Annotated in this window: 17 protein-coding genes; 11 read left to right on the top strand and 6 right to left on the bottom strand. The window is 70.3% G+C overall.

The window, feature by feature from the left end:
* Positions 1-177 precede the first annotated feature (177 nt).
* Positions 178-807, bottom strand: coding sequence for an OmpW family outer membrane protein (locus GGR66_RS02130; RefSeq protein WP_184447045.1), 630 nt, complete (start codon positions 805-807; stop codon positions 178-180).
* Between the two features lie 160 nt (positions 808-967).
* On the opposite strand from GGR66_RS02130, the gene gap reads away from it, so the two are divergent.
* Positions 968-1,969: a type I glyceraldehyde-3-phosphate dehydrogenase gene (gene gap / locus GGR66_RS02125; RefSeq protein ID WP_043094937.1), complete on the top strand. Its 1,002-nt coding sequence runs from the start codon at positions 968-970 to the stop codon at positions 1,967-1,969.
* Positions 1,970-2,207: 238 nt separating this feature from the next.
* Here gap and GGR66_RS02120 read toward each other — a convergent pair whose 3' ends face one another.
* Both GGR66_RS02120 and GGR66_RS02115 read right to left on the bottom strand, forming a co-directional pair.
* Positions 2,208-2,669, bottom strand: coding sequence for a hypothetical protein (locus GGR66_RS02120; RefSeq protein WP_184447044.1), 462 nt, complete (start codon positions 2,667-2,669; stop codon positions 2,208-2,210).
* Positions 2,670-2,960: 291 nt separating this feature from the next.
* Positions 2,961-4,037 (bottom strand): methyl-accepting chemotaxis protein, encoded by a 1,077-nt coding sequence (locus GGR66_RS02115; protein WP_184447043.1) that lies wholly within the window; start codon positions 4,035-4,037, stop codon positions 2,961-2,963.
* Between the two features lie 257 nt (positions 4,038-4,294).
* On the opposite strand from GGR66_RS02115, the gene GGR66_RS02110 reads away from it, so the two are divergent.
* From GGR66_RS02110 to GGR66_RS02080, 7 genes are all read left to right on the top strand, one after another.
* On the top strand, positions 4,295-7,036 hold the full coding sequence (locus tag GGR66_RS02110) for a DUF2339 domain-containing protein (RefSeq protein ID WP_184447042.1): 2,742 nt from the start codon (positions 4,295-4,297) through the stop codon (positions 7,034-7,036).
* Positions 7,033-8,394, top strand: coding sequence for a DUF3999 domain-containing protein (locus tag GGR66_RS02105; RefSeq protein WP_160967590.1), 1,362 nt, complete (start codon positions 7,033-7,035; stop codon positions 8,392-8,394). Before GGR66_RS02110 ends, GGR66_RS02105 begins: the two co-directional genes overlap by 4 nt.
* Positions 8,395-8,600: 206 nt before the next feature.
* The gene (locus GGR66_RS02100) at positions 8,601-9,776 is read left to right on the top strand and encodes a phosphoglycerate kinase (protein ID WP_160967592.1); all 1,176 of its coding nucleotides are present in this window, start codon (positions 8,601-8,603) and stop codon (positions 9,774-9,776) included.
* Positions 9,773-10,423 carry an HAD-IA family hydrolase gene (locus GGR66_RS02095; RefSeq protein ID WP_184447041.1) on the top strand — a complete coding sequence of 217 codons (651 nt, stop codon included), beginning with the start codon at positions 9,773-9,775 and terminating at the stop codon, positions 10,421-10,423. Before GGR66_RS02100 ends, GGR66_RS02095 begins: the two co-directional genes overlap by 4 nt.
* 235 nt (positions 10,424-10,658) lie before the next feature.
* A complete protein-coding gene (pyk, locus tag GGR66_RS02090; RefSeq protein ID WP_160967596.1) occupies positions 10,659-12,125 on the top strand; it encodes a pyruvate kinase in 1,467 nt (488 codons plus the stop codon).
* Positions 12,126-12,228: 103 nt separating this feature from the next.
* Positions 12,229-13,644 carry an HD domain-containing phosphohydrolase gene (locus GGR66_RS02085; RefSeq protein WP_184447040.1) on the top strand — a complete coding sequence of 472 codons (1,416 nt, stop codon included), beginning with the start codon at positions 12,229-12,231 and terminating at the stop codon, positions 13,642-13,644.
* Positions 13,645-13,758: 114 nt separating this feature from the next.
* Positions 13,759-14,763, top strand: coding sequence for a class I fructose-bisphosphate aldolase (locus tag GGR66_RS02080; RefSeq protein ID WP_160967600.1), 1,005 nt, complete (start codon positions 13,759-13,761; stop codon positions 14,761-14,763).
* Between the two features lie 149 nt (positions 14,764-14,912).
* Here GGR66_RS02080 and GGR66_RS02075 read toward each other — a convergent pair whose 3' ends face one another.
* Together GGR66_RS02075 and GGR66_RS02070 are read right to left on the bottom strand one after the other, a co-directional pair.
* The gene (locus GGR66_RS02075; protein WP_255421552.1) at positions 14,913-15,065 is read right to left on the bottom strand and encodes a helix-turn-helix domain-containing protein; all 153 of its coding nucleotides are present in this window, start codon (positions 15,063-15,065) and stop codon (positions 14,913-14,915) included.
* A gap of 202 nt (positions 15,066-15,267) precedes the next feature.
* Positions 15,268-15,810 carry an O-acetyl-ADP-ribose deacetylase gene (locus GGR66_RS02070; RefSeq protein WP_184447039.1) on the bottom strand — a complete coding sequence of 181 codons (543 nt, stop codon included), beginning with the start codon at positions 15,808-15,810 and terminating at the stop codon, positions 15,268-15,270.
* A 125-nt stretch (positions 15,811-15,935) separates the two neighbouring features.
* Between GGR66_RS02070 and GGR66_RS02065 the strand changes: the two genes are divergently transcribed.
* Entirely contained in the window at positions 15,936-16,433 is a 498-nt protein-coding gene (locus GGR66_RS02065; protein ID WP_184447038.1) for a hypothetical protein, read from the top strand.
* A gap of 21 nt (positions 16,434-16,454) precedes the next feature.
* Here the strand turns inward: GGR66_RS02065 and GGR66_RS02060 are convergent, their stop codons facing one another.
* The gene (locus GGR66_RS02060) at positions 16,455-16,970 is read right to left on the bottom strand and encodes an isoprenylcysteine carboxylmethyltransferase family protein (protein ID WP_160967606.1); all 516 of its coding nucleotides are present in this window, start codon (positions 16,968-16,970) and stop codon (positions 16,455-16,457) included.
* Positions 16,971-17,242: 272 nt separating this feature from the next.
* Between GGR66_RS02060 and GGR66_RS02055 the strand changes: the two genes are divergently transcribed.
* Together GGR66_RS02055 and GGR66_RS02050 are read left to right on the top strand one after the other, a co-directional pair.
* Entirely contained in the window at positions 17,243-18,367 is a 1,125-nt protein-coding gene (locus GGR66_RS02055; protein ID WP_184447037.1) for a nucleoside hydrolase, read from the top strand.
* A 119-nt stretch (positions 18,368-18,486) separates the two neighbouring features.
* Positions 18,487-18,873, top strand: a complete 387-nt coding sequence (locus tag GGR66_RS02050) for a tetratricopeptide repeat protein (protein ID WP_184447036.1) — start codon at positions 18,487-18,489, stop codon at positions 18,871-18,873.
* The last annotated feature ends 8 nt before the right edge of the window (positions 18,874-18,881 follow it).

The raw sequence follows: 18,881 nt of genomic DNA, 5'->3' as shown, positions 1-18,881 counted from the left end.
CACATCCGTGTGGCGCGTAGTCTGCCAGAGAAGCGCCGCGGACGCGCTGCGACCGGCGTGTCCGCGTGCGTGGCCGCTGCCGACCTGGCGCGCGACCGGTGCCCGGGAGGCGCCACCGCGGCGAACGGCGCCAGTCCTGTCGGCGCCGTCGCACATGGCGGCGGCGCCGGAGCCTTTTCAGAACTTCATCACGTAGGCCAGGCCGTACACCAGCGGATCGATGTGCGCGGTGCCCAGGTCGCTGCCGTTGACCTTCACCTTGCTGTCGATGTCGATCCAGCGCATGTCCACGCGCAGCGCCGATTTTTCGGTGAGCGCGATGTCCACGCCGGCGTGCGCGGCCAGGCCCCAGGAGTCGTCCAGCTTGAGCTTGCTGCCGGCCAGCGCGCCGGTGGTCTTCTCGCTGAAGAAGGTGGTGTAGTTGAGGCCGGCGCCGATGAACGGCGAGACCTTGCCGGCACTGTTGAAGTGGTACTGCAGCGACACCACCGGCGGCAGATGCTTGGTGCTGCCGACCTTGCCCACGCCCTTGACGCTGATGTCGTGCTCGAACGGCAGCGCGGCCAGTACTTCCACGCCCAGGTTCTGCTGCACGAAATACTCGAAGGTCACCGTCGGGCGGATGTTGCTGTCGATGCGCAGCGGCAGGGTGCCACCGGCCAACGCGCCGTTGTCGGACTTCGGATTGACCTGGTGGGCGCCGATGCCGATGGTCCAGTCGCCTTGCGACTGCGCCAGCGCCGGCAGGGCGCACAGGGTCAGGGCGGCGGCCAGGCCGGTGAGCAGGAAGGGGGAGGGGGTACGCATGGTGGAGTCTCGGTTGGGTGTGGGCGCAGTGTCCGGCGCGGCGCACCGTGGCGCCTTGATCCTGATCAAACCGGCGTGTCCGGCGGGGCGCGGCTGGCCTGCTAGAATGGGATTTCCCCTTCCATCCGCCGCGCCAGGCGCGGCCGCAGGAGCTACTGAAATGGCAATCAAGGTCGGCATCAACGGTTTCGGTCGCATCGGGCGCAACGTGCTGCGCTCGGCGGTGCAGAATTTCGGCAGCGACATCGAGATCGTCGCCATCAACGACCTGCTGGAGCCGGATTATCTGGCCTACATGCTGCAGTACGACTCCGTGCACGGCCGCTTCGAGGGCGAGGTGTCGGTCGACGGCGGCCACCTGCTGGTCAACGGCAAGAAGATCCGCCTGACCCAGGAACGCGATCCGGCGGCGCTGAAGTGGGGCGAGGTCGGCGTGGACGTGGTGATCGAATCCACCGGCCTGTTCCTGACCAAGGAAACCGCGCAGAAGCATCTGGACGCCGGCGCCAAGAAAGTGATCCTGTCGGCGCCGTCGAAGGACGACACGCCGATGTTCGTCTACGGCGTCAACGACAGCACCTATGCCGGCCAGGCCATCGTCTCCAACGCCAGCTGCACCACCAACTGCCTGGCGCCGCTGGCCAAGGTGATCAACGACAAGTGGGGCATCAAGCGTGGCCTGATGACCACCGTGCACGCGGCCACCGCCACCCAGAAGACCGTGGACGGCCCGAGCAACAAGGATTGGCGCGGCGGCCGCGGCATCCTGGAGAACATCATCCCGTCCAGCACCGGCGCGGCCAAGGCGGTCGGCGTGGTGATCCCGGAGTTGAACAAGAAGCTCACCGGCATGAGCTTCCGCGTGCCGACCTCGGACGTGTCGGTGGTCGACCTGACCGTGGAACTGGAGAAGCCGGCCACCTACGCCGAGATCTGTGCCGAAGTGAAGGCGCAGAGCGAAGGCGCGCTGAAGGGCATCCTCGGCTACACCGAGGACAAGGTGGTGGCCACCGATTTCCGCGGCGACGCACGCACCTCGATCTTCGATGCCGACGCCGGCATCGCCCTGGATGGCACCTTCGTCAAGCTGGTGTCCTGGTACGACAACGAGTGGGGCTACTCCAACAAGTGCCTGGAAATGGTCAAGGTGGTGGCGAAGTAAGACGCCTGGCGTCGTTCGCCGAGTGCGGACGGCGCGGCCTTGTGGCATCGACCGCGGCGGCGTGCCGCCGCCGGTCGAACGCCCGCGACACCGCGAACGGACGCAAACAAAAAGGAGCGCATCGGCGCTCCTTTTTGCTGTGATAGGGCGTGGCGTGATGGGCTTTGCCGTCGCGACGGCGGCCCGACTGCTGCGGATGGAGACGGCGCGATGAGCACCGGCTCCGTCTCAGCCGCCGTTACAGCGCGTCCTTGGAGACGTTGCTTTCGCTCTGCTGGTAATCGGTGACTACGCCCTTGGCATCGAATTCCACTTCCAGGTCGTACGACTTGACGTTGCGCGCGCCGACACCATGCTCCTGCGCCTCGTTGACCGCAGGGCCGGTGTAGTAACCGGGCAGCATGCGCTTCAGCAAGCCGGTGGCGGTCTTGCGCGCCTTCTCGCCGTGGGATTCGCTGGGGCGATAGCTCCACGACTTCTCGTAACCGCCTTCTTTCCCGGAGGTCCTGGAGACATAGGTGGGCTCGCCATAGATGGCGCGCACCTGCTCCCTGGTGGTCTTGCCGATGACGATGTTCTTCTTGACCGCATCAGGGGTGTAAAGCGCTGGATTGTCGACCTTTTCGGCCAGGGCGGGAGCGGCGAAGGACGCGGCCAGCAGCGTCGAGATCAGCAGGGTGCGAAAGGGTTTCATGGTCATGTCCGTTTACCTGGGGAGTGGCGTCTGCAATCCAGCGTGCACCGGTCGCGTCGAGGCGATGCGTCGGTCCGGCATCAGCGCGGCGCAACGAGCTTAGGCATGGCGAAATGACGCCGTCAATACGGCATGCAGCGGCGTTCAGGCAGCGACGACACCTGTGTCGGCGATGCTCGTGGCCGGATCGCGAACGCGATGCGGCATGGCGTGACCTGCGCACCGTCCTGACGCAGCGCGCACTGCCCTGTGATCCGCTGCCGCTTTTTGCGCAGGACGCGGTGCGTCGTGTACCGACTATAGCGCCTGCAGGATCAGCGAGTGCCAGCCGGTGCGGTAGGTTTCGTAGCCGGGCGAGGCGGCATGCGCAATGCAGTGCGGCCGGTCATCGAGGTCGATCAGCACCGCGCCGCGCGGTTGCTTGAACAAGGCCTCGCGGCCGTCGAAGTCGAGCCGCTCCTGCAGCATGCGTCCGGCCGAGTCGGCCAGCACCTGGCCCTGCGCGTCGACGATGCAGACGCGGCTGCGGCCCCATTCGGATTCGGACAGCGGCGTGCGCTGCACGATCGTCTGCGCCAGTGCGTCCCAGCGGAACACGATGCCCAGCACGCCGAGCACGCGGCCATCGATGCGGCCCCCCTCGCGGACCGTGCACGCGTACACCAGCACCCGCTCGCCATCGGCCAGCGCACTGGGGTGCACGCCCTGAAAGCTGAAGTCCTCGCCGCTGCGGGTGCGCATGGCCTGCTCGAACCACGGTTGTGCGGAAACGTCGCTGCCGACCGAGGCGAACTGCCGCGGCCGGCCGTTGGCGCGGATGCGGCCATCGCTGCCGGCGAGGATCAGGTCGAAGTAGACCGTGTACGAATCCAGGATCTGGCCCATGCGCCGCGATGCGTAGGCCAGTGCGTCGGCGTCGCTGTCGGCGCGTGCCGCCGCCACGACCGCGGCGTCGGTGGCCCACCAGCGCACGTCGCAACTGCGCTCGTAGAGGTTGCGGTCGATCAGGTCGATGTTGCTCAGCGCCAGTTCGCTGAGCCGGGTGCGGCGCACGTCGTCTTGCAGCCGGCCCAGCGTCTGCCGCATCTCCGCGCTGGTGCGCGCGGCGACCTTGTCCAGGTCCTGCGTGGCTTCGGCCACGCGTCGCGACAGCCCGTCCATTTCCTGCGCGATGACGCTGAAGCCGCGTCCGGCGGCGCCGATCCGCGCCGATTCGATGCGCGCGTTCATCGAGATCATGTGGGTGGTGCGGTTGATCGCGTCGATGCCCTGCAACGAGCGGCGCAGCTGGCCGAGCAATTGGTCGGACAGGCCGACGACCGCGCGGATATGGTCATCGATCCCCGCGTCGGCGGGGTGGGCGGGTAGGTTCATTCATGCTGCCGGTGGGGTGGGAGGGAACAGCAGACGCACGACGTGGTAAGGGGTGTAGCGGCCGTCGAGCTAACGCCTTGAGGGTGGCGTGAAGACCGTTCGTCGGAACGTCGGGCCTTGCCCTGCCTGGGTCGCGGCCGCGTTCGCGGACCGATGCCGGCACCGAACTCGTCTACCATCTGCGCCAGGTCCGGCGCTGCCGGACACCGGATGGGCGCCTTGTGGCGCCGCACCACCGCTGTGGAGATGCGAGTCGAATGGAGATGTTGATCGTGCTGGTGGTGTTGGCGGTGCTGGCGGTGCCGGTGCTGTTGATCGTGACGCTGGTGGGGCAATCGCGTCTGCGCCAGCGGCTCGCCGCGTTGGAGGCGCAGGTCGCACGGATGGCCGCCGCCCCGGTGCCGCCTGCGACGGCCTGGGCCGGCCCCGTGGCCGCGGCCGGGAAGCCCGATGCTGCCGCCGAACCCGAGGTGGAGGCCGAGGGCCTGCCGATCGCGGCGTCCCTCGACCTCGCGCGTCCGCACCAGGTCGCGGAGGATGCCGGCGTGCCGCCGCCGCCGCTGCCGCCGCCCTTGCCGGTGCCGCCGCAGGCCGACGATTTCGCGACGCTGGCCGCCGCGGTCGAACAGGCCGAGCGGGAGCAGGCGCAGGCGCGCGCCGCCGCCAGCGCCGCGATCGCTGCGCTGCATCGGCCGGATCCGATCGAGCGGCTGCTGGGCGGGATCAAACGCTGGTTCACCGAGGGCAACGTCCCGGTGAAGATCGGCATGCTGGTGCTGCTGGCCGGCGTCGCCGCGCTGCTGAAGTACGCCGGCGACCAGGGCTGGCTGCGCATGCCGATCGAGCTGCGCTATGCCGGCATCGCCGCCGCGTCGCTGGCCGGCCTGGCCTTCGGCTGGCACCAGCGCACGCGCAAGCGCAGCTTTGCGCTGGCCCTGCAGGGCGGGGCGATCGGCGTGCTGCTGCTGACCGTGTTTGCCGCGTTCAAGCTGTCCGGGCTGATCCCCGCCGGCGCGGCGCTGGCGCTGAGCATCGCGCTGGTCGCGGGCATGTGCGTGCTGGCGGTAGCGCAGGAGTCGCGCACGCTGGCGGTGCTGGGCACGCTGGCCGGCTTCCTCGCGCCGCTGTGGCTGTCCACCGGCAGCGGCAACCACGTCGCGCTGTTCTCCTACTACGCGCTGCTCAACGCGGCGGTGTTCGCGATCGCCTGGTACCGGCCGTGGCGGGTGCTGAACCTGCTCGGGTTCGGCTTCACCTTCGGCATCGGCACGCTGTGGGGCGTGCTGCAGTACCGTCCTGACAAGTTCGCCAGCACCGAGCCGTTCCTGCTGCTGTTCTTCGCCTTCTACCTGCTGATCCCGATCCTGTACGCGCGGCGCCAGGAGGCCACGCGCAGCACGCTGATCGACGGCAGCCTGCTGTTCGGCACGCCGCTGATCGCGTTCTCGCTGCAGGCCGGTCTGCTGCGCGGCGAGCGCCTGCCGCTGGCCTTCTGCGCGCTGGGCCTGGCGGCGATCTATGCGCTGCTGGCGGCGGCGCTGATCCGGCGCGCGCGCTTCGCGCTGCTGGGGCAGGCGTATGCGGTGCTGGCGGTGGGCTTCGCCACGCTGGCGGTGCCGTTGGCGCTGTCCGCGCGGGCCACCGCCAGCGTGTTCGCGCTGGAGGGCGCGGCGCTGGTGTGGCTGGGCCTGCGTCAGCGGCGCTGGCTGCCGCAGCTCAGCGGCGCCGGCCTGCAACTGGCGGCCGCGTTCGGCTTCACCGTGGGCCTGGACGCGGTGGTGCAGGACACCCAGGCGATCGTCAATGCCACCTTCATGAGCGCGCTGCTGCTGGCCCTGGCCGGCTTCGTCAGCGCCTGGTGCTACCGCCGCGAGCGTGCCGCGCTGCCGGCGCTGGGCTACTACCTGTGGGGGCTGGCCTGGTGGTGCGGCATCGGCGTTGCCGAGATCCTGCGGTTCGTCGACACCGATGCGTGTGCCGATGTGTTGCTGGCCTGGGTCGCGGTCAGCGGCTGGCTCGCCGCCGAAGCGCAGCGGCGCTGGCCGGCACCGGCATTGGCCGCGACCACGCTGGGCAGCCTGGCGCTGGCGGTGCCGCTGGCGGCCTGGCAGGCCGATGCGCACGGGCAGCCGTTTGCCGGGCATGGCGCCTGGGCCTGGGCGCTGTACGCCGTGCTCGGCGTGCGCAGCCTGCTGTGCCTGCGCGACAGTGGCGGCGGCGTGGCGCGCGCGGCGCAATACGTGTGGTGGCTGGTGTGGCCGATCGTGGCCACCTTGCTGTGCGGCTGGCTGGCGCTGCACAGCGGTCTCGCCGCCGGCTGGCGCTGGATGCTGCTGGTGGCGCCCTGGCTGCTGGTCGCGGCGCTGTCGCTGTGGCGCTGGACCTGGTTGGCGGCGCCGCTGGGCGCGGCGTTCGCGCCGTGGCGCACGGCCTTGCAGAGCACCTACTTCGGCCTGCTCGCGGTGGCCTGGCTGTACAGCCTGGGCCGGCCTGGCAGCAGCGCGCCGCTGCCGTGGGTGCCGGTGCTCAACCCGCTGGAACTGACCCAACTGGCGCTGCTGGTGCTCGGCGTGCGCTGGACCCGCAGCCCCGAACTGCCGGCGCTGCTGCGTCCCTGGCGCACGCATCTGCTGGCCGGCGCCGGGTTCCTGTGGATCACCAGCGTCACCCTGCATGCGGTGCACTATTGGGCGGCGGTGCCGTGGCCCGGCGTGTTGGGCAATGGGGTGGCGCAGACCAGCCTGACCGTGGTCTGGAGCGTGCTGGGCGTGCTCGGCTGGGTGCTGGGCTCGCGGCGCGGCCAGCGCGGGCTGTGGCTGGCCGGTGCGATGTTGATGGCGGTCGTGCTGGGCAAGCTGTTGCTGGTGGACCGCGGCAACCTCGGCAATGTCGCCGGCATCGCGTCGTTCATCGCTTACGGGCTGTTGTGTACCGTGGTCGGCTATCTGGCGCCGGCACCGCCGCGCGCCGCCGAACCGGCCGAGGAGGCCATCCCATGATCCGACGTGCGCTGTGTCCGTTGCTGCTGGCCTGGCTGCCGCTGTGCGCCTTCGCCGCCAGCCAGCGCGACGATTACGCCCAGCAGTGGCCGCTGACCCTGCAGGACGCCGATGCCGGGGCCTATCGCGTGCAGCTCGACGATGCGGTCTACCGCAGCGCGCAGCGCGCCTCGCTGGGCGACGTGGAGGTGTTCAACGCGGCGGGCGATCCGTTGCCGGCGGCCTTGTTCGCCGCCGAGCAGGCCGAGACCACGCCGCGCCGGCAGCCGTTGCCGTGGTTTCCGCTGCCGGCCTCGCGCGATGGGCGCACACCGGACCTGGAGCTGATCGCCGAACGCGACCGCGATGGCAGCGTGCGCCGCATCCAGACCCGTGTGGCCAGCGGCGCGGCCGACGCCGGCGCAGGCTGGCTGGTCGACGCCAGCGCGCTGCACGCGCCGTTGCGCGCGGTGTCGCTGCAATGGGCCGCCGCCGCGCAGCCGCAGCAGGCGCGCTACCGGGTCGAGGGCAGCGACGACCTGCGCGACTGGGAGGTGCTGGTGGCGGATGCGACCCTGGTCGACCTGAGCAACCAGGGACACCGGCTGCAGCAACTGCGCATCCCGATCGGCCGGCAGGTGCGCTACCTGCGCCTGCTGCCGCTGGCAGGCGCCAGCGCGCCGCCGCTGACCGGGGTGGAGGCCGAGCTGGCGCCCGCGCCGGTGGCCGCCGACTGGCATTGGCAGCAACTGGACGCAGTCAGCACCGACCCCGCGCAGCACAGCTACGCCTTCGTGTCGCCGGGCCGCTACCCGGTGACGCGCGTGGACGTCGCCTTGCCCGGCAACAACGCGATCGAATGGCGCGTGCAGAGCCGCGACAGCGCCGAGGCGCCCTGGCAGGACCGCGCCGGTCCGTGGCTGGCCTACCAGGTCGGTGGCGGCAGCCGCTCGCCGCCGCAGGCGCTGACCGCACCGGTACGCGACCGCTACTGGCGGCTGTTCGCGGCGCAGGACCCGGGCCGGCAGCGGCCGGCGCTGCGCCTGGGCTATCAGCCGGAGACGCTGGTGTTCCTGGCGCAGGGCGCGCCGCCGTATGCCTTGGCCGCCGGCAGTGCGCGCACCCAGCGTGCACAGGCGCCATTGGCCGCCGCGTTGCAGGCCTTGCATGTTCAGCGCGGGCCGCAATGGGCGCCGGCCACCGCCAGCCTCGGCGCCGCACAGCCGCTGGCCGGCGCTGCGGCGTTGCAGGCGCCGCCGCCGCCGCGCGACTGGAAGACCTGGCTGCTGTGGGCGCTGCTGGTCGGCGGTGCGCTGCTGGTGGTCGGCTTCGCACTGAGCCTGCTGCGCAAACCCGGCGCCGCCGACGGCACGGGCTGACCGATCCGGCGATGGCGCGCACGCTGTACCGTGCGCGGCACCGCACCACCGCGATTTGCCGCTGTGCGGCCGACGCCGGACAATGCCGGTTTGACCGCAGCGCGGCGCTCGGCCGGCGTGCGTGCACCCGGCGTTCCGCAGCCGACGCCGATACTGCATGGCTGGCGCTGTTTTCCCTTTGCAACCCCACGAAAGCGAGCAATCACATGTCCATCCTGCGAATGACCGATCTCGACCTGTCCGGCAAGCGCGTGCTGATCCGGCAAGACCTGAATGTGCCGATCGACAATGGCCTGATCACCTCCGAGCAGCGCATCCTGGCCTCGGTGCCGACGCTCAAGCACGCACTGGAGCAGGGCGCGGCGGTGATGGTGACCTCTCACCTCGGCCGGCCCAAGGAAGGCGTGTGGACCCAGGAGGATTCGCTGGAGCCGGTGGCGATCCGACTGGCCGCGCTGCTCGACGTCGACGTGCCGCTGATCCGCGACTGGGTCGATGGCGTGGACGTGCAGCCGGGGCAGATCGTGCTGCTGGAGAACTGCCGCATGAACGTCGGCGAGGGCAAGGACGACGAGGCCCTGGCGAAGAAGTACGCGGCGTTGTGCGACGTGTTCGTGATGGACGCGTTCGGCACTGCGCACCGCGCGCAGGCGTCCACCCATGGCGTGATCAAGTTCGCGCCAGTGGCTGCGGGCGGCCCGCTGCTGATGGCCGAGCTGGATGCGCTGGCCAAGGCGCTGGAACAGCCGGCCAAGCCGCTGCTGGCGATCGTCGCCGGCAGCAAGGTCTCGACCAAGCTGGAGCTGCTGTCCAATCTGGTGGACAAGGTCGACCAGCTGATCGTCGGTGGCGGCATCGCCAACACCTTCATCGCCGCGGCCGGGCATGCGGTGGGCAAGTCGCTGTGCGAGCCGGACCTGCTCGAGACCGCGCGCAAGATCGTGGCCGACGCCAACGCGCGCGGCGCGGCGATCCCGCTGCCGAGCGACGTGGTGGTGGCCAAACAGTTCATGCCTGATGCCGAGGCCACGGTGAAGGCCGTCACCGACGTCGCCGACGACGACCTGATCCTGGACATCGGCCCGCAGACCGCTGCGCACTACGCCGACCTGATCGCCAAGGCCGGTACCGTGGTCTGGAACGGCCCGGTCGGCGTGTTCGAATTCGACGCTTTCGGCAAGGGCACCGAGACCCTGGCGCGGGCGATTGCCGCGTCGCCGGCGTTCTCCATCGCCGGCGGCGGCGACACCCTGGCCGCGGTCGACAAGTACGGCATCGCCGAGCAGGTCAGCTACATCTCCACCGGCGGCGGCGCGTTCCTGGAGTTCCTGGAAGGCAAGACCCTGCCGGCGGTGGCCGCACTGCAGGCGCGCGGCGCGTGAGCGCCGCCGACGTTCTGTTCTTCGACCTGGACGGCACCCTGGTCGACTCGGAGGCCGGCATCGTCGGCAGCCTGCGCCATGCCTTTGCCGAACTGGGGCAGCCGCTGCCGACGCCGGCGCAGTTGCGCGCCTGGATCGGCCCACCGCTGCGCGACAGCTTCCAGCAGCACTTCCCCGACGACGCGGCATTGGTGGAGCGGGCGCTGACGCTGTACCGCAGCCGCTACGACAGCCACGGCTGGCGCGAGCACACGGTGTTTCCGGACATCGGCGCAGCGGTGGAGGCGATCGCCGCGGCCGGCCACCGCCTGGCGGTGGTGACCTCGAAGAACGAGCGCTTCGCGCGCCGCATCGTCGAGCATCTGCCGTTCGGCGCCCGCTTCGAGGACGTGATCGGCGCCAGCGACGACGGTGCGCGCCGGGCCAAGCCCGAGCTGATCGCCGAGGCGCTGCGGCGGCTCTCTGTCGTGCCGGCGCAGTGCCGCATGATCGGCGACCGGCGCATGGACATCGACGGCGCGCGCCACCACGGCATGCGCAGCATCGGCGTGCTGTGGGGCTTCGGCGATGCCGAGGAACTGCGCCAGGCCGGCGCCGATGTCCTGGCGCAGACGCCGGCGCAGTTGCCGGCGCTGGTCGCGGCCTGAGGCCCCTGCATGCGTCGGCGTGTCCGGCGCATGCGAGGGGCGCCATGCACGGCATGGCGCACGCTGCGATCGCCGCTGCAACGTCCGCAGGCCGGCGTCTGCGGGCGTGGCGTGACCACATACTGTCCCGCATTGTCCGGTCGCTATGCCGGGCCGCGCGTGCGTCTATGCCGAAATGCCATGCCGTGTGATGGGCGCGTGTGCTAGCTTTGAGCGCTTTTCCAAGGATGCCGTCATGATCGAACGCCAGCGCCGCACCAAGATTCTCGCCACCCTCGGTCCGGCCACCGACCCGCCCGGCGTGCTCGAGGATCTGTTCCGCGCCGGCGTCAATGTGGTGCGGCTGAACTTCAGCCATGGCGATCCGTCCGGCCAGGCCAAGCGCGCCGCCGAAGTGCGTGCCGCCGCGGCCCGCGTCGGCGCCGAGATCGGCATCCTCGCCGACCTGCCGGGTCCGAAGATCCGCATCGAGCGCTTCGCCCAGGGCAAGGTCTCGCTCAAGCTCGGCGACCGCTTCGACCTAATCGCCGACCCCAACGCCGCGCCCGGCGATGCGACCCAGGTCGGGGTCAGCTACCTGGGCCTGCCGCAGGACGTGGCCGCCGGCGACGTGCTGCTGCTGGACGACGGCCTGGTGCAGCTGCAGGTGGTCGAGGTTAATGGCGAGCGCATCGTCACCAGCGTGCTCAACGATGGCGTGCTGTCCGATCGCAAGGGCTTGAACAAGCAGGGCGGCGGTCTGTCGCTGGGCGCGCTGACCGAGCGCGACAAGGAACTGATCGGCATCGTCGCCAAGATCGGCGTGGACTTCATCGCGGTCTCGTTCTGCCGCAACGCCGAGGACATGAACGAGGCGCGGCGCATCGCCCGCGCGCACGGCTGCGACGCGGCGCTGGTATCCAAGATCGAGCGTACCGAGGCGATCGAGAACCTCAGCGAGATCGTCGAGGCCTCGGACGTGGTGATGGTCGCGCGTGGCGACCTGGGCGTGGAAATCGGCGACGCCGAACTGCCGGGCCTGCAGAAGAAGATCATCAAGGAATCGCTGGCGCAGAACAAAGTGGTGATCACCGCCACGCAGATGCTGCAGTCGATGGTGGAGAGCCCGATCCCGACCCGCGCCGAAGTGCTGGACGTGGCCAACTCGGTGATCGACGGCACCGACGCGGTGATGCTGTCGGCCGAGAGCGCCGCCGGCGCCTATCCGATCCGTGCGGTCGAGGCGATGGCGCGCATCTGCCTGGGCGCCGAGCGCCAGTTCGAAACCGAAACCGACTTCGGCATGGCCCCGCGCAACCTCGAGCGCGCCGACCAGGCCATCGCCATGGCCACGATGTTCCTGTCCCAGCACGTGGGCGTGCGCGCGATCGTGGCGATGACCGAATCCGGTGGCACCCCGCGTTACCTGTCGCGCTTCCGCGCCAAGGCGCCGATCTTCGCGGTGACCCGCCACGACGGCGCGCGCCGGCACATGGCGATGATGCGCGACGTGTTCCCGATCAACTTCGACAGCCGCGGCCTGACCCCGCGCGAGGCCGCGCGCGGCGCGATCCGCGTGCTGGTCGAGGCCGGCCTGCTGGCGCCGGGCGACCGCGTGGTGTTCACCAGCGGCGAGCACATGGAAACCCACGGCGCCACCAACACCCTGCGCCTGCTCGAAGTCGGCCCGGACGGCCGCGCCAGCGGCCTCGGCGAACTCTGAAGGACACGCGGTGCGGCGGCCAAGGCCGCCGCACCGTCGGCAACACCTGCTCGATCGCGCATGGAACGGCGCGGCATCCATCGTTCCCTGATCGCGATTCCCTATGACGTCCACGAGCGCGCACGCCGAACTCGGGCTGGAACTGCCCGAGCGCCCCGGCACGCATTGTCTTGAACACCTGATCCAGGCCTCGGCCACGCGCGAGCTTGTGGTCACCGAGGACATCCGCGACCGCCGCGGCATCCTGCTGGTCGCCAAGGGCCAGCGCATCAATGCCGGCCTGCGCGAACGCCTGATCGCGCGGCGCCTGCTGCGCCCGCTGGAATCCTCGCTGGCGTTCTGCGAGGAGCTGCGCCCGAGCGAAGTGCAACTGGCCGCGCAGCGCGAGCTGGACGAACACCCGCACCTGCGCGTGCTGCTGGGCGACGACGTGCAATCGGTCATGACCGCGCTGGCCCGTGCCCGCACGCTGGGCGCGCCCGGCACCTTGCTGACCACGCTCGGCCAGACCCGACCGGCCGCGTTCTCGCACGCGGTGCGGGCGGCGATGCTGGTGGCCTGGCTGGCGGCGCTGCTGTCGCGCTCGGACGCGGCGATGCGCGAGGCGGCGGAGGTCGGCCTGCTGCACGATCTCGGCGAGATGTACGTGGATCCGGCGGTGCTGGAGCTGCCGGAAGCGCAGCAGGATTTCGCGCAGTGGCGCATGCATTGCGTGCATCCGGTGATCAGCGCCGCGTTGCTGGGCGAATCCGGCGTGTATTCGGCGCAGCAGGCCGCTGCCGCGCGCGAGCATCACGAGCGCATCGACGGCTCCGGCTATCCGGTCGGCGCGCCAGTGCTGTCGCCGCTGGGCCGGTTGATCTCCTGCGCCGAAGCGCTGGATGCCTTGCTCGAACGCGAGCACGGCCATGCGCACGCGCTGGCGCGGATGCGCATCGCGCTGCGCATGGTGCCCGGGCAGTTCCCGCGCGACGTGGTCGATCTGTTGACCGAGCGGTTGCGCGATTGCGCGCTGGAGCCGGCGCCGACGCACGACCCGCAGCACCTTCGGGAGGTGGTGGCGGCCTCGCTCGACGGCCTGGAACAGGCTCGCGACGAGGTATTGCGGCTGCAGCGCGGCGGCGACCTGCGCGAAGACGAGCGCGCGGCCCTGCAACACCTGCTGCTGCTGATCGTCGGCTACATCATGGCCATCCACGATTCCGGTGCCGGCAAGATGGTCGAGCAGTTGCCGTGGCTGATCGCCGCGCCGGAGGCGGCCGAGGAGGTCGATCGCATCTGCTGCGAGTTGCGCTGGCAACTGCCCGGGCTCCGCCGCCATGCCGCGTTGCTGGCGCACCGCCGCGCGCGCAGCGCCGACGACTGGCGGCCCGTGCTCGATGCGCTGGACATCGCACTGCCGGCGGTGCAGGCCGTGCATCCGCCGGCACCGGCACCAGCCGCGGGCGCTGCGCCGCTGCAGACGGCGCAGGTCGACGAAGAGGCGCAGTGCGAGGCGATGACGGACGCGCTTGGCTGAAGCCGACCGAATGCGGTCTACGCCTGTAACCGCTTGCAGCGCTGGCGGTAACGGAATGCATGCAGGCCGGCCCGGTATACTGGGGGTTCCCCCGTTGCAGCCATCAGGAACCGTATGAGCATCGAACAGCTTGCCGAAACCGCACAGGCAATGGTCGCCCCGGGCAAGGGCATCATCGCGATCGACGAATCCACCAGCACGATCGCCAAGCGCTTCGCCGGCGTGGGCATCGAGAATGTCGAAGAGAACCGCCGTGCCTACCGCGAGCTGCTGCTGACCACGCCGAAGCTGGGCGACCACATCTCCGGCGCGATCCTGTACGACGAGACCATCCGCCAGAAGACCAAGGACGGCGTGCCGTTCGCCAAGTACATGGCCGAGCACGGCATCATCCCCGGCATCAAGGTCGACAAGGGCACGCATCCACTGGCCGGCATGCCGGGCGAGCTGATCACCGAAGGCCTGGACGGCCTGCGCGCACGCCTGGAGGAGTACTACAAGCTCGGTGCGCGCTTCGCCAAGTGGCGCGCGGTCATCACCATCGGCGAGGACATTCCGTCCGGCGTGTGCATCGAGACCAACGCGCATGCGCTGGCCCGCTACGCCGCGCTGTGCCAGGAGCAGGGCCTGGTGCCGATGGTGGAGCCGGAGGTGCTGATGGACGGCGACCACGACATCGAGACCTGCTACGAAGTCACCGAAGCCACGCTGCGTTCGCTGTTCGGCGCGCTGTACGAGCAGAACGTGGTCCTGGAAGGCACCATCCTCAAGGCGTCGATGGTCATCGCCGGCAAGGACTGCGATGAGCAGGCCAGCGTCGAGGAAGTGGCCGAGTCCACCGTGATGTGCCTCAAGAGCACCGTGCCGGCGATCCTGCCGGGCATCGTGTTCCTGTCCGGCGGCCAGACCGACGAGCAGTCCACCGCGCACCTCAACGCGATGAACCAGCTCGGCAACCTGCCGTGGCCGCTGAGCTTCTCCTATGGCCGCGCCATGCAGCAGGCCGCGCTGAAGCTGTGGGCGCAGGACATGAAGGGCAATTTCGCCAAGGCGCAGCAGGTGGTGTACGAGCGCGCCAAGGAAAACGGCCTGGCCGCGCTGGGCAAGTGGCAGGGCTGAGCCCTCCCTGACACCGCCTACGAAGAACGCCGGCATCGCCGGCGTTTTTCGTTTTGAGGCCCAGTGTCGTGCGGATGATGCGCGCAGAGGTGCTTTCGCAGCGCTGACGCCAGCGATAGGGCGTGCGTAGAAAAAACGCCGCACTGCGCTCAGGGCGCCAACGCGGCCGGCGCGTGGAAGCGATAGCCGCTGTTGCGCAGGGTCTTCACCGGCAACGGGCGTCCGCTGATCTCTTCCACGCGGCGCTGCAGCCGGTACATCTGCGTGTCGAGTCGGCGCCGGTCGTACTCGAGGAAGTTCACCCCCAGCGCTTTGGCGCGCAGTCACTCTTTACGGCGTCCCACGACACGGTATCGGGGGAATGCCGCAGTGCGCGGTGCCGCCGCCATTGCAGACGATCGACGATGCCTGCGATCGGGTGGAGCGCAGGCATCGCATGGTCAGGCGCTTGATGCGGGCGCTTGGGATGAAGATGCTCGGCTGGGCCCGCCAGCAATCGGCCGCTCAGGCCGCGGTGGCGCACTGCATGTCGCGCAGCGCCTGTCGGTACGCTTTGGTGGTGGCGTCGTTGTAGGCCACCAGGATGATCCGCTTGGGCACCGCATGCGCGCGCTGCCAGGCGTCGGTCTCGGCGACCGCGATGCGTGCGGCCTGGTGCAGTGGATAGCCGTAGACGCCACAGCTGATCGCCGGGAAGGCGACCGAGTGCAGACCCATCTGTTCGGCCAGGCGCAGGGCGCGCCAGTAGCAGTTGGCGAGCAGGGCCGGTTCGTTGTGGGCGCCGTCGCGCCACACCGGGCCCACCGTGTGCAGCACGTGCCGCGCCTTGAGCCGGTGGCCCGCAGTGGCGCGAACCTCGCCCACCGGGCAACGCACGCCCGGCTTGAGTTCCGGCAGGCGCCGGCATTCTTCCAGCAGGTCTGGGCCGGCGGCACGGTGGATGGCGCCGTCCACGCCGCCGCCGCCGAGCAGGGACTCGTTGGCGGCGTTGACGATCGCGTCCACGTCGAGTTGGGTGATGTCGCCTTGCCAGATTTCGATGTTCATACGCCGATCTTTAGGGGAGCCGAATGATGGACACGTGAGGGTGTCGCCACTGCCGTCGCGCATTGCCACAGCCGCTTAACCGGCCAGCGGCAAGACTGGCGCGCTCCCATCTCAGCACCTGCGACATGAACCCGAATCCGCCGCCACCGCAGGTCGCCGAGGCCATTGCGCAGGGCCAGATCATCAAGGCGATCAAGCTGCTGCGGACGCACAGCGGCATGGATCTGCGCAGCGCCAAGGAGCAGGTCGACGCCTGGCTGCTGGACGGCGCGGCGCGCTCGGTAACGGACCTGCTCCACCGCCATGCCTCCGGCGCGGCGGCGAGGCCGGACACCACGGCCGAGGCGCACGCGCCGGCCGTGGCCGAGGAACGGCGGCTGCCGCCGGCGGCGGAACTGGCGCTGCGCCGCGGCGAGCGGCGCAAGGCCGCCAAGCTGGTGTTCGAGCACTATCCGGACATGTCGCTGCGCGAGGTCCTGGAGATGGTGCAGCGGCATCTGCGGTCGGCGCCGACGCTGGGCGCTGCTTCGACCGTGGTGGCCGGCGACCGCGGCGGGGCCTGGCGTTGGGTGCTGCTGGCGCTGCTGCTGGTCGCGGCAGCGTCCTGGTGGCTGCTGCGTTGAGGCCAACCCCCGTGGCGACGGCTACAGCCAGCGCGCCACCTGCGCGCAGTAGCGGTCGTAGGCGCTGCCGAAGCGCTCGCGCAGGCGTGCTTCTTCGTAGGGGATCACCACCCACTGCAAGGCCAGCAGCGGCAACGGCAGCAACAGCGCCGACCACGGCCAGCCGATCTGCACGCTCAGGCCGAGGTAGCTCAGGGTCAGGCTGACGTACATCGGATTGCGGGTATGCCGGTACGGTCCGTGGCAGACCAATTGCGAAGGCGCGCGCTCGGGCAGCAGGGTGGTGCGGCCGCGCGCGAACAGCACGAAGCACCAGCACGCCAGCAGCAGGCCGGCGAGCGCGACCACGCCGCCGCCCAACTGCAGCCAGGCCAGGGCGGCGCCCTGCGGCAGCGGCAAGGGCAGCGCGTGCTGCAGGCTGGCGCCGAGCAGCAGCGCCAGCAGGAAATGCGCCGGCGAGGTCGTGCGCACCAGCAGCGGCACGCGCGCCTGCGCGCGTACGGGCGGTGGATCGGTGCGGTCGGTTCGTTCGTGCATGAAGTCCTTCCCTGGTCTGGTTGCGGCCGCGCAAGTTTACGCGGCTGCCCACGGCGTTCGCGCGCGAGCGCGTCACGGATGCCGCGAGCGCGGCCCGACAGCGCCCGGCGGCGTATCGCGCGCGTGGCAGTGCACGTAAACCGATTACCCTAGCGCCCACGCGGCACGTCGCACGCGCTTGAGTTTCGACGTGCCGGATCCGTCCACCTCGACCGCTGTCCTTGCGCGCCGATCGTGTCCCGTTTCCGTTCCGCCATCCGCTTTCACGCCTCATGCCGATCGCCTCCACCAGCACCGCCAACACTCTCGCGTCCTCATCCGCCATCGCCCCACGCCGCCGGGTCATCCTCGAGGACGACATCGACGGCTTCACCCCGGCGCAGCTGCTGTTGCTGCAATCGCCCGAGGTCGAGGTGCTCGGCATCTCGGTGGTCAGCGGCAACATCTGGCGCGACGAGGCGCTGGCGCATACGCGCCGGCTGCTGGAAATCGCCGGGCGCGGCGAGGTGCCGGTGTTGCCCGGCCCGGTGTTCCCGCTGCTCAACAGCGAATTGGCCACCGAGCGCTGGGAAGCGCTGTACGGCAAGCTGCTGTGGAAGGGCGCCTGGACCAAGCAATGGGTCGAGCACGACACGGTGCAGAGCGCGCCGCGCTACCACGCGCACGACGTGGTCCCGGACCTGCCGCTGGGCAATCCCACCGTGGTGCAGGCGGCCAGCGAGCCGGCCGCCTTGTTCATGATCCGCAAGGTGCGCGAGTTCCCCGGCGAGGTCAGCATCGTCGCCACCGGGCCGTTGACCAACCTGGCGTTGGCGCAGCGGCTGGACCCGGACTTCGCCTCGCTGGCCAAGGAACTGGTCTACATGGGCGGCAGCCTCAACCCGCGGCAGCGCCGCGACAGCGTGTCGGCGGCGCAGTTTGCGCGCGAGTTCGTCAATTCGCCGCGGCGCGAGTTCAACATCCGCTGGGATCCGGAGGCGGCTAGCATCGTGATGCGTTCGCCGTGGCGGCGCATGGTGATGGTGCCGGTGGATCCGTCCACCGCCACCGAACTGACCCCGCAGCTGCTGGCGCGGATGAGCGCCGCCGACACGCCGATCGGGCATGCGTTGCGCCGGCGCGAGCCGGGCTTCCCGATGTGGGACGAACTGGCCACCGCGCTGTGGCTGCGCCCGGAACTGGCCACCGTCAGCGAGACCCTGTACGTGGACACCAACACCGAGTTCGGCGCCGGCTACGGCGACATCCTGTCGTGGGCGCCGGGCTACCAGCCGGGCCTGGGCGAGCAGGCGCAGCAGGTGGTGCGCGAGGTCGACGTGGCGGCCATCGAAGAGTTGTTGGTAGAGCGCCTGACCGCGCCGCAGCCGCCGGCGCTGGGCGCGCCGCTGCCGGGCTGAGGCATGGCGCACGCGGATGTGCAGTCCGGTGCAAGGCGCGGCGTCGTGGTGCGCAGCGTACCTGTGTCCATGCCGCTCGCATGCGGCGCAGGCGGGGCGTCGGTCTGGGCTCTTCCGGCATGAGCGCGCCCTCGCCCGATGACCGCCTCGCCCAAGCGAAGGCCTTGGCCATGGCGGCGTTCCAGGAGCCGCAGCATGCCGATGCGCGGCTGGCCGAGGCCGAGGCGTTGTTGCGCGCCGCGGCCAGGGCGGCGCCGGCCGATCCCGGCGCACTCACCTGCCTGGGCGCGGTGCTTTGCGATCGCGGGCACTACCGGCGGGCGCTGACCGTCCTGCGCCGCGCCGTGCGCCTGCGGTCCGACGATCGCAACAGCTACTTCAACCTCGGCGTGGCCTTGCTCAACGCGGGCCAGGAGGCCGAGGCCAGGGCCGCGTTCCGGCAGGCGGCGAGCTTGCGCGCCGCCGCGGGGTCATGGACGGCGTACTTCGATCCGCACGCGCAATAGCGATGCCG

Origin of the sequence: Xanthomonas sp. 3498 (assembly GCF_014199795.1) — a bacterium.
GTDB classification, from domain to species: domain Bacteria; phylum Pseudomonadota; class Gammaproteobacteria; order Xanthomonadales; family Xanthomonadaceae; genus Xanthomonas_A; species Xanthomonas_A rydalmerensis.
The sequence above is the reverse complement of the archived record's forward strand: the minus strand, read 5'-3'. Positions and strand labels throughout refer to the sequence as shown.